A 9,596-nucleotide genomic window follows, 5' to 3' on the forward strand; every position below is an offset into this window, starting at 1 on the left:
AAGGCGCATTTGATTATAATATAATGAAAGAACAGTAATCTTTGAGAGAGTGTTTTTATGAGGAGACAAACAGGGTATTTCATCACCTTTATTCTTTTTGGATTGTTTTTGTTTATTTTAGTCCAAGTCCATGGAGAATTGAAGGTTACAAAAAGCTTCCCCGCTGTTCTAGATGAGCAAATTCCAATCAATGATGTTGTGTTGACCCAAACAAGCTATATGAAAGACGGCACCGGAAAAGTGATTTCGGAGATCCGCCCTAATGAAAATCGAACCATACTTCCAGCTGAAGAAATTCCACAAATTGTGAAGGATTTGTTTATAACAATTGAGGATCAGCATTTTTATGAGCATGTCGGATTTGATATTACCGGAATAGGAAGGGCAGCTCTCATTAATCTAAAAAATGACTCGATTGATCAAGGTGGCAGTACAATCACCCAGCAACTTGCACGAAATCTTTATTTATCAAATGAAAAAACCTATAACCGAAAATTAAGCGAACTCTTGTATTCGTATCAATTAGAACGAACTCTTACGAAAGAGGAAATTTTAACTTTATACATGAATGCGATTTATTTTCAAAACGGGGCATATGGAATTGAAACGGCATCTCAGTTTTATTTTAACCAGTCTATTAAGGATGTGACACTCGCGAAAATCGCGTTTTTATGTGCAATTCCGAATAATCCTTCCCTCTACAATCCAGTCACGAATTTTTCAAATACGAAGGAACGGCAAGAACGTATTTTAAAAAATTTAGTAGAGGCAGGTAAAATCACAGATGCAGAATATGAAAGTGCAGTACAGGAACCGATTGAACTTGCGATGAGCGAAAGTATCGACCAGTATCCAGATTATACAACCTATATTTATAAGGAATTTGAAGAATTAATAGCTGAAAAAGAAGGCTTTAATAAAAAGATCAATTCGGCTTCTGATCGTGAGAAGGAAGAATTTCACAAAGACTTAAATCAAAAAGTAAAAAAGGTTCTTGAGTCAGGTATCATCATTGAAACGGCACTAAATCCAACTATCCAAGAAAAAGCTGTAGAGTCTGTGGGACGATATTTACCAAATAAAAATGTTCAAGGTGCTGCTGCGGTTATCGACAATATGACGAATCGAATTGTCGCTATTGTTGGTGGAAAAAACTATGAAAAGTTTTCGTTCCATCGGGCTTTTCAAGCCTTCCGACAACCAGGCTCCGCGATTAAGCCCTTGCTTGTTTATGCACCTTATTTTGATCAAACTGGTGCCTCTATTACACAGACGATTAATGCCAATAACTATTGTAAAAATGGATATTGTCCGCAAAACTATGGAGGCGGACAATATGGAAATGTCAGTTTACGAACCGCTTTTAAGTATTCCTACAATACCCCTGCTGTTCGATTGTTTGAAAAAGTGGGTATTGAACATGCGTTTTCTTATTTAGACAAGCTTCATTTTTCGAATGTGGTGAAAGAAGACCATAGTTTGCCAGCAGCTATAGGTGGGTTTACATATGGAATGTCGCCATTGGAGATGACAAATGCCTTTGCAACATTTGCGAACAACGGTCAATTTATTGAAGCGCGCGGAATTACGAGGGTGACTGATTTACAAGGAAATATCCTTTATGAATGGGATGAACAACCTGAAATGGTGTGGAGTGATTCCGCTAATCAAAAGGTAAGAATATTACTTGAGGATGTTGTGATTTCAGGAACCGGTAAAGTAGCACGTATTTCGAGTGGATATATTGGTGGAAAGACTGGAACGACGAATGATGTAAAAGACCTGTGGTTTATCGGACTCACTAATCAATATACCGCTGGTGTGTGGGTTGGAAATGATCAAAATAAAAGCATTGACTATATGGAATCAAGGCATCCCCAAATGTATATTTGGAAGGATATTATGAAAGCGAGCCAATGACAAGAGGCTCGCTTTTTTAGATTGGATGTCTCGTCCTTAATCGATTAACCAGCAAAAGTATCATAAGCGGAGTTTTTCCGGTTAAAATCCGAATGGCGCTAGTTTCGAGGGAAATAAGGGTAGGTTTTCCGACTATCCCAAATAAAATCCCCCATTTTCATGTTTTTCGAGTCAATAGTCGGAATTTCTACGTCTATATGAGCCCTTTTTAATATAAATTTCCAATTAAGCGGAATTTCTACGTCTATTTATCAACTCAATTCCTTTACAATGGCAAACTGGCGATGATGCCATTGTAAAGCTTGATACAAACATACGTAACCGTAATAAAAAAGGTAAACCAGCTAAGCGTTTGAAAAAAGACGAGCCCTATTAATCCGCCTAAGGTTAATGTGTCCTGAATTTTATAAACGAAAAAAATAAAATAGCACAGTGTTGCCAATAAAAGCACAATCACAATCCCGTAAAAGGATTGGACAAACGCTAATGATAGTGCCCCTCCTCCCAAATAGAAAAAAGACCCCGCCCGTATTTTCGGCAAGCTTTCTCCCTTGCTATCCTTCGTGAAAAACAAAAGCGAAAGCTCAAGTAATGTATTGGCAATTAATTTTAATGCAGCAAACACCATGAAATAGATTAAGAAAAACACAAAGAAGATCGCAAAATTTATCCAGGTTGGCGAAAAAAACTCCTGCATACCACGGTATATGCCAATTTGTTTTAACAACACCAAAGTCTTCAATTCAGTCAGTATGGCCAATGAGACACTAAATAGGATGATAGAAATGAGCGGAAAATAGCTTGTAAAATATGTATTTTTCATTCTTAGATTCCCCAAATCAAAGCAGTGATTTCTTTTCTGATTTTAACATACATATTTTAGTAGTAAATCTCTTTTTTGAAAATACATATAGAGTAAAGGCTACTACCTGAGGGAGAGAGGGATTCTATGAGAAAAGGGTTCTTGTTTATGGTGCTATTATGTTGTTTGGCATTTTTCACTTTATTAAGCTCCGCTAGTGCATCTGGAGAAACAGATTTTACAAAAGCCGTTAACGGGAAATTAGGGGAAATCAATTATTATGCTGACCGCTCTGCTAAAGTAGTCAATTCCATTTCAAAGGAAGCCGAAATCACGAAGGTTGTCACAGCTGATGATCCAGAGACGAAGGAAAATGAAGAGGAAATTGATACGTATACGGCAAATGTCGTTGTGGGGCATGTGGCATACAAATTAAAACGTGACAGCATCTTTTATATCCAAAAGCATGAATTCTTTTATTATGATGTTGACAATCAGGAATTTCTCATGCTAGGAAATTTCCCCGAAGACCAAGAAATAGCGTCGCTGTTTAATGACTATATGGATGCAGACTATAAGGCTGGGATCACGTTAACGTCGAACCTACTGTTCAGTCTATTTGTTATCCTTTCAATTCTTGTCGCGCCTGTGCTAATCATGGTGTTCCATAATAAAGCCATTCCGGTTCCAATGAAACGAAATAATAGCGTGATGTAGGATGAGATGCTTTGTCTCATCCTTATTTATTTTTTAATTCGAATATACTCACGCGGCTTGAATTTTGGGTAAACCTCGGTTTGTGAAGAATCGATTGTTTGTATTTGAAATTGATGCCGATTTTGTATTTGGCTTTCTCCATATTCTTTCTTTGTTTGTTCATGGATGACCCACGTACCGATAAACAGGAAGGCAAAAATAGCTATTGCCACGATTCCTTTTTTTGCGTTCACAAAACTTCACCTCTTGCTACTAGCATTCGGTTAAAAAGGACTTTTCATACAAAAAAGAAATCGAGGACTCAAACTAAGCCCTCGATTTCATGTTACTTCTTCAATTTTATAATCGCCATGGTGCAGCGTGATACGCAAATGAGGTTTTCTTCTTCATCGATAATTTTGATATCCCAGACCATTGTTGTTTTTCCTTTATGGAGTGGCGTACCGATCGCTTTTACGGTACCACTACTTTTTGAACGAACATGATTGGCATTAATTTCGAGTCCTGCACAGCCTTCCGTTTCTTTGTCTACGAGATTGTATGTACCGACACTTGCTACCGTTTCCGCTAAAGCAACAGATGCACCACCGTGTAATACACCAAATGGCTGGCGTGTACGCTCATCAATTGGCATCGTTGCTGTTACCCGTTCAGGTGTCACCTCTTCAATCGTAATGCCCAATGCTGAAATCAATGTATTTTCTATCATTTTTCTCCCTTACTCCAATTCCTTATTTTTGAATTCCTAAAAACGCTGCTTCCTCTCAATTTGAAAGCTTTCGTAGTTTTCTGTTCTTCCTCATTTTAACCAATACATATAATAACGCTGATACCACAGTTACGCCAATGACAATATCGTAGTATTTAATAAACACTTCAATGAATTCTTCACCTGCATAATAACCAACTGTAAAAATCAAGGAAACCCAAACAAAAATAGCCGTGTACATGGTTGAAGCAAATTTAATAAATGACAATTTACTGAATCCGAATAAGAATGGAAACAGTACGCGAAACCCCGGAACAAAATAGCAAAATGCCAATGCAAACGTATTGTATTTTTCAATAATTTTTAGAGCACGGACAATTTTTTTTCTCATTTTATTTTGTTTATTAAGAAGGACAACCATCGCATGTCCTGCAAAGCGTCCTAAGATATAGCTTGTAGTAACGGCAGTTAAAATGCCTAGGTATGTAACAATGAATATCTTCCAAGGTACGAAAACATCCTCAGCTGCAAAAAATCCTATTGTTGACACAATGACTTCATTTGGGATTGGAATCACAAATGCTCCCACCCATAGCCATAAAAAAAGGCCAATATAACCATGTTGTTGAATAATTGATACTGCTTCATATAAATCCAATTCTATCCCGCCTTCATTGGAAAGAAGAGTATTCCTTATAGATACTCATCTTTATCTATTATAGAATTAAAAGAATAATCTTAGAAACCATTTTGAATTTATTTAAGGGAGAGAAAATTGTGGACAAACCCATTGTGGTTATTACCGGTGCTTCAAGTGGATTTGGGCTATTAAGTTCAATTGAATTTTTGAAAAAAGGATCCTTTGTCGTCGTGACAATGAGAGATTTGCAAAAGAAGGAACATATACTGCGTGAAATAAATAATCCTGCCTTAGAAGAGAATCTTCTTTTTTGCCAATTGGATGTAACTGATGCTGATTCTTTGTATGCGTTTCAAACAACACTTCAAAAGCTTGGTCGAGTAGACATTTTATTGAATAATGCTGGATTTGCTACAGGTGGATTTGCGGAGGAAATCTCGGAACTCGAATACAGGGCGCAATTTGAAACGAATTTTTTCGGATTGATTGAAGTAACAAAGCTTGTTCTGCCATTTATGAGACTGCAACGGTCCGGTAAAATCATGAATCTCAGCAGCATTAGTGGACAAATCGGATTCCCAGGTCTTTCTCCTTATGTTGCATCAAAATACGCATTAGAAGGCTGGTCTGAATCATTACAGCTTGAGGTAAGGTCATTTGGTATCGATGTTGCTCTGATCGAACCAGGCTCGTTTCAAACAAATATTTGGAGCCGTGGAAAAACGATAGCAGAAAAGTCGATGCTAACCACGTCTCCATATTATGAGCTGATGAAAAAAATAGAAGCAAGACTTGAAAGAAATCAAGCATCCTATGGGGACCCGCTTGAAGTTGCGAAATTCATCGTAAGTCTTGCTGAAAAGCCTACTTTAACTAAACTTCGCTACCCGTTAGGAAAAGGAACAAAAATGTCCATTTTACTTAAAAATGTATTACCTTGGAAGATGTGGGAGGGAATTGTTTTAAAGATGTTAGGCATTGCTAGGAAGTAGGACTTATGTTCCGAATCAAATGCACCTTATCAGAAAATTAACATAAACTGTAAGAGTATTTTAACATTAATCAGTCGGGTCTCAACTCCGACTAATTAATGTTAAGCCTCCGGCGGATGCCACAGGTTTTTAGAGGAGATTTATCGAGTAGTAAGATAAAGACTAAAAATGCCACTTTCTGGGCCTAAAATCTGGGCGCAAATACGCCAAGGCGCATTTGATTTAAGGAGGTCTTCCTTTGTACTACCATCCGTTTATTTATGGACATCAAGGTCCACCAAGAACTGTTTTGTACCCAGGCTATTATTCAAATATTACAAGACATTCTGTATTTCCTGACCCTGTATCGTATTACCCATCCCCATATATTCGAAAATTCCCCGAAGTTGATCCGACTTTATTTAAGGAATCAGCAGAAGAAATGAGAATTCTTATGAGAGATGCAAGCCTAATCCTTGCTAAATTAGCTGATTCAAAGAATTTTGCGAAACAGGTAATGGCTGCTGCACAGGCATCAAATGATGACGAAGTGAATCGACTGCTAAAATCAACAGGAATTCAGTCGCATGTTAAAGCAACCTTTAATCCTGATGGATTAAATCTTCAATTAGAAGCAAGTATAGCTGGCAGTAAATCGAGTCTGTTAACAATTGCATTAAGATGGCGGTAAATTTGTAAGAACGGTGGTAAAAATTTGCCTATCGTTCTTTTTTATTTACAAGAATGAAATTTATACTGTTTAGGACAAGATAAAACCACGAGGAGGTAAAAACCATGGAAGTTAGAGATAGAGATACACAAAGACCTATACAAAGCAAAGAGGAACAACTCGTGAATCAACTTGATCCTGAGCTTGACCTTCGGAATATAAATTTCGCAACTGGCGAAAATGAATATTTAAATGAACGTTACGATGATTTTTCTATCGAACGCTAAACGATATACGGGAGGAAGTTATATGGCTAAAAAAGAAAGACTTAACGAAGAAGCAGCTACGAACAATAATCTAACTTCATCTACGTAATCAAAAAGCAAAACTGCAAAGAAGAAAAATGGGGCCAAGTAGGTTGTGCCCCGTTTTTTAGCTGGATTTAATCATTATTTCTTTTAACCTGTTATAGGCTTCCTCTTCATCGAAAGAAGAATACCACCTAAAATTGGAATCATCCAAAATACGATAGTGTTGACTAATCATATTTTGCTGGAGGCGAAACCTTCCTTCCTTTTTGAGATCCTTCCACCAGACCTTACCACCCAAGGTGCGTTCTTTCGCTCTATCAATCCCATTTCGACCGATAATTTCAATGACATCAACGGGATCTCCTCCTAAAGTTGTCTGGATAATCTCACTATCGCGAAATAATGCACATACGGCTACGGTACATGTCCAGCCTGCTTGAATTCTTCCTTTTTCAATCTGTACTAACGTCTTTTTCGAGATCCCCAAAATTTCAGCCATTTTATCCTGTGTATATCCTTTCTCAGTCCGGACTAGCCTCATTTTATCTGAGATCGTTTGAGTCAATTGTTCTTTATCCATATAATCACCTATTTAATCATTCACCTTCTCCTAAATTAGAGAAAGCCAAAAACCTTAGTGTAATTTTACACTAAGGTTTACAAATTCGCAATTTTTTCGATTCAGATAATCAACTTCAGACCACTTATAAAAATGATGATCCCAATGATCGTTTGCAGTGGTTTCATCGGTACTTTTGCAGACAGAGTGCTTCCAATGATTACCCCGGGGATCGAACCACAGAGTAAATTCGTGACTAAGTGAAAGTCAACATTCCCAAAACCTACGTGAAAAAAGCTGCTTACCGTAACTAAAATGAACGCATGTGCGATGTCCGTTCCCACTAATTCAGAAGCTCGTAATCGATAAAATAACAGCATTGCAAGCGCAAATAGCGAGCCGGAACCAACCGATGTTAATCCGACAATAAAACCAAGGAGTGCACCTAATAGTATGGTAGCTTTTGCTTTATCCTCAATGGGTTTTAGGCTATAGGAGCTTTGCGAAAAACGAGAGCTGAACAATGTCTTTACAATTGTTGCAATCGCAACCATCATGAGTACATAACCGAGGGCATGCTTCACAATTTCTCCTTGCAGGAGTTTATCTCCCCCAGCAAAATGTAAAGTAGTAACGGCTATAATGCTACTTGGAACGCTGCCTAAAGCCAAATACTTCACTAGTTTAAAATTTATTGTTTTCTGCCGAAAATGCTGAACAGAACCAAAAAATTTTGTGATTGAGTTATAAACAAAATCTGTTCCGACTGCAATGAGCGGATTGATGCCAATCAATATTAAAAAAGGGGTTAATAATGCCGCTCCGCCAACGCCTGTTAATCCGACCAAAAAACCGACAAATAATCCCATTAATACAATTCCAATACTCATTCCGACCGCTCCCAACATTTTCGGATATGGGCATTATATTTACAGGACATCTTTTTTGACACATTTTTCTTCCAATAGACAACAAAAATATTTTTTAACTATAACAATTTATAAGGTTAACGGATACGATTAAGTAAAATTGAAAAGGAAATCATTTATAAATATTTTATCGAAGTTCACGAATTCATATGACTCAAAATTTGTTTTAGTTATTTGTTAACTCATTTAAATTTTATGTTGACATATAACGTTTCTTGTTTTACGATTTTGTTAACTACAATTCCATGGAGGTTAACACAAAATGACAGCAGTTTCCAAACCACGAATTCGAGCAATAGAAATTACATATGTCGGGATGTTTGCAGCGCTTATGGCAATCGGTGCAAACATTACTTCAATGGTACCGTTTTTACAAGTCGCAGGGGTTCCATTGACGATGCAAACTTTTTTTGCCGTATTAGCAGGACTTTTACTCGGGAGCCGGTTAGGTGCTATTTCAATGACAGTATATATGTTGATTGGGATTGCGGGAGCACCTGTTTTTTCGGGATTTGAAGCAGGAATAGCACCACTTATTGGTGGCACAGGTGGATTTATTTTATCATTTATCGCTACAGCCTATTTCGCTGGTAAGGTGGTTGAACATTCAAATGGGACACCAACATTAAGAACATTCATGTTCGCATCATTTGTCGGTCTCTTCATGAATTATTTCATCGGCACAAACTATATGTACTTTGCCTTAAACTTTTGGTTAGAGGTTAAAATGAGCTACGGTGCAGCTTGGACTGTTATGGCTTGGTTTATTGTGAAAGATCTCGTCTTTACTATTTTTGCAGCGCTTATTTCACCTAGAATTTATCGCGCCGTTACAAGAAATTCTGTGAATCAAACTTCAACAAAAGCATCATAAAAAGTAAAACATCCCCCACGATTTTTCGTAGGGGATGTTTTTTATAGAATAATTGCTGCAATCCAAACAAAAATGATGAGAGGAATATTATAGTGTAAAAATGCAAGTACACAAATATCCCAAATATGATTATGCTGACCATCCACATTTAGTTCAGCGGTTGGACCGAGCGTACTATCTGAAGCTGGTGAACCCGCATCACCTAAAGCTGCCGCTGTACCAACGATAGCAATTGTCGCCATTGGACTAAAGCCTAGCTCTAGGCATAATGGAACGAAAATAATTGTGATGATTGGAATCGTTGAAAAGGAAGAACCAATTCCTAAGATAATTAGATAGACCGACAATTAACATCATCAAAGCAGCAAGTGATTGATTTCCATTGATTAAGGCCGCTGACTGCTTAACAAGCTTTTCTACATCCACTGTTGCGGTATGGGCATGGTATATCATGATTAGATTTTTGGGGTGGTGATATACCGAGAACGTGGTTT

The 9,596-nt window shown here is 37.5% G+C and carries 12 protein-coding genes and 1 pseudogene; 6 read left to right on the forward strand and 7 right to left on the reverse strand.

The genetic code is table 11. The features are described from left to right. Positions 1 to 57 precede the first annotated feature (57 nt). The gene (locus tag V7147_RS18850; RefSeq protein ID WP_335369374.1) at positions 58 to 1,920 is read left to right on the forward strand and encodes a transglycosylase domain-containing protein; all 1,863 of its coding nucleotides are present in this window, start codon (positions 58 to 60) and stop codon (positions 1,918 to 1,920) included. 265 nt (positions 1,921 to 2,185) lie between these two features. Here V7147_RS18850 and V7147_RS18855 read toward each other — a convergent pair whose 3' ends face one another. Further along, positions 2,186 to 2,743 carry a DUF5366 family protein gene (locus V7147_RS18855; protein ID WP_335369375.1) on the reverse strand — a complete coding sequence of 186 codons (558 nt, stop codon included), beginning with the start codon at positions 2,741 to 2,743 and terminating at the stop codon, positions 2,186 to 2,188. A 126-nt stretch (positions 2,744 to 2,869) separates the two neighbouring features. Here V7147_RS18855 and V7147_RS18860 point away from each other — a divergent pair, with 126 nt between their 5' ends. Beyond that, positions 2,870 to 3,439: a hypothetical protein gene (locus V7147_RS18860; protein WP_335369376.1), complete on the forward strand. Its 570-nt coding sequence runs from the start codon at positions 2,870 to 2,872 to the stop codon at positions 3,437 to 3,439. 26 nt (positions 3,440 to 3,465) lie between these two features. On the opposite strand, the gene V7147_RS18865 is transcribed toward V7147_RS18860, so the two are convergent. The 3 genes from V7147_RS18865 to V7147_RS18875 all read right to left on the reverse strand — a co-directional run bounded on the left by V7147_RS18865 (position 3,466) and on the right by V7147_RS18875 (position 4,806). After that, the gene (locus V7147_RS18865) at positions 3,466 to 3,672 is read right to left on the reverse strand and encodes a hypothetical protein (RefSeq protein ID WP_335369377.1); all 207 of its coding nucleotides are present in this window, start codon (positions 3,670 to 3,672) and stop codon (positions 3,466 to 3,468) included. 92 nt (positions 3,673 to 3,764) lie between these two features. Beyond that, positions 3,765 to 4,148 carry a hotdog fold thioesterase gene (locus V7147_RS18870; protein ID WP_335369378.1) on the reverse strand — a complete coding sequence of 128 codons (384 nt, stop codon included), beginning with the start codon at positions 4,146 to 4,148 and terminating at the stop codon, positions 3,765 to 3,767. Positions 4,149 to 4,203: 55 nt separating this feature from the next. Continuing rightward, positions 4,204 to 4,806 (reverse strand): DedA family protein, encoded by a 603-nt coding sequence (locus V7147_RS18875; RefSeq protein ID WP_335369379.1) that lies wholly within the window; start codon positions 4,804 to 4,806, stop codon positions 4,204 to 4,206. A 119-nt stretch (positions 4,807 to 4,925) separates the two neighbouring features. Here V7147_RS18875 and V7147_RS18880 point away from each other — a divergent pair, with 119 nt between their 5' ends. From V7147_RS18880 to V7147_RS18890, 3 genes are all read left to right on the forward strand, one after another. Further along, on the forward strand, positions 4,926 to 5,780 hold the full coding sequence (locus V7147_RS18880; RefSeq protein ID WP_335369380.1) for an SDR family oxidoreductase: 855 nt from the start codon (positions 4,926 to 4,928) through the stop codon (positions 5,778 to 5,780). A gap of 238 nt (positions 5,781 to 6,018) precedes the next feature. Then, positions 6,019 to 6,450 carry a hypothetical protein gene (locus V7147_RS18885; protein ID WP_335369381.1) on the forward strand — a complete coding sequence of 144 codons (432 nt, stop codon included), beginning with the start codon at positions 6,019 to 6,021 and terminating at the stop codon, positions 6,448 to 6,450. 104 nt (positions 6,451 to 6,554) lie between these two features. Further along, positions 6,555 to 6,716, forward strand: coding sequence for a hypothetical protein (locus V7147_RS18890; protein WP_335369382.1), 162 nt, complete (start codon positions 6,555 to 6,557; stop codon positions 6,714 to 6,716). A gap of 145 nt (positions 6,717 to 6,861) precedes the next feature. Here the strand turns inward: V7147_RS18890 and V7147_RS18895 are convergent, their stop codons facing one another. Beyond that, the gene (locus tag V7147_RS18895; RefSeq protein ID WP_335369383.1) at positions 6,862 to 7,320 is read right to left on the reverse strand and encodes a helix-turn-helix domain-containing protein; all 459 of its coding nucleotides are present in this window, start codon (positions 7,318 to 7,320) and stop codon (positions 6,862 to 6,864) included. Between the two features lie 101 nt (positions 7,321 to 7,421). Further along, positions 7,422 to 8,189: a sulfite exporter TauE/SafE family protein gene (locus V7147_RS18900; RefSeq protein ID WP_335369384.1), complete on the reverse strand. Its 768-nt coding sequence runs from the start codon at positions 8,187 to 8,189 to the stop codon at positions 7,422 to 7,424. A gap of 301 nt (positions 8,190 to 8,490) precedes the next feature. Between V7147_RS18900 and V7147_RS18905 the strand changes: the two genes are divergently transcribed. Continuing rightward, positions 8,491 to 9,102, forward strand: a complete 612-nt coding sequence (locus V7147_RS18905) for a biotin transporter BioY (RefSeq protein ID WP_335369385.1) — start codon at positions 8,491 to 8,493, stop codon at positions 9,100 to 9,102. 41 nt (positions 9,103 to 9,143) lie between these two features. Here the strand turns inward: V7147_RS18905 and V7147_RS18910 are convergent. After that, a pseudogene (locus V7147_RS18910) lies at positions 9,144 to 9,596 on the reverse strand (Na+/H+ antiporter NhaC family protein); the annotation flags it as partial.

This window comes from Bacillus sp. JJ1521 (assembly GCF_036965165.1).
GTDB lineage: Bacteria > Bacillota > Bacilli > Bacillales > Bacillaceae_L > Ferdinandcohnia.

Coding starts and splice junctions, on each gene's coding strand:
- V7147_RS18895 (WP_335369383.1), bottom strand. CDS start 7,320: ATGGATAAAGAACAATTGACTCAAACGATCTCAGATAAAATGAGGCTA.
- V7147_RS18850 (WP_335369374.1), top strand. CDS start 58: ATGAGGAGACAAACAGGGTATTTCATCACCTTTATTCTTTTTGGATTG.
- V7147_RS18890 (WP_335369382.1), top strand. CDS start 6,555: ATGGAAGTTAGAGATAGAGATACACAAAGACCTATACAAAGCAAAGAG.
- V7147_RS18900 (WP_335369384.1), bottom strand. CDS start 8,189: ATGAGTATTGGAATTGTATTAATGGGATTATTTGTCGGTTTTTTGGTC.
- V7147_RS18905 (WP_335369385.1), top strand. CDS start 8,491: ATGACAGCAGTTTCCAAACCACGAATTCGAGCAATAGAAATTACATAT.
- V7147_RS18860 (WP_335369376.1), top strand. CDS start 2,870: ATGAGAAAAGGGTTCTTGTTTATGGTGCTATTATGTTGTTTGGCATTT.
- V7147_RS18855 (WP_335369375.1), bottom strand. CDS start 2,743: ATGAAAAATACATATTTTACAAGCTATTTTCCGCTCATTTCTATCATC.
- V7147_RS18870 (WP_335369378.1), bottom strand. CDS start 4,148: ATGATAGAAAATACATTGATTTCAGCATTGGGCATTACGATTGAAGAG.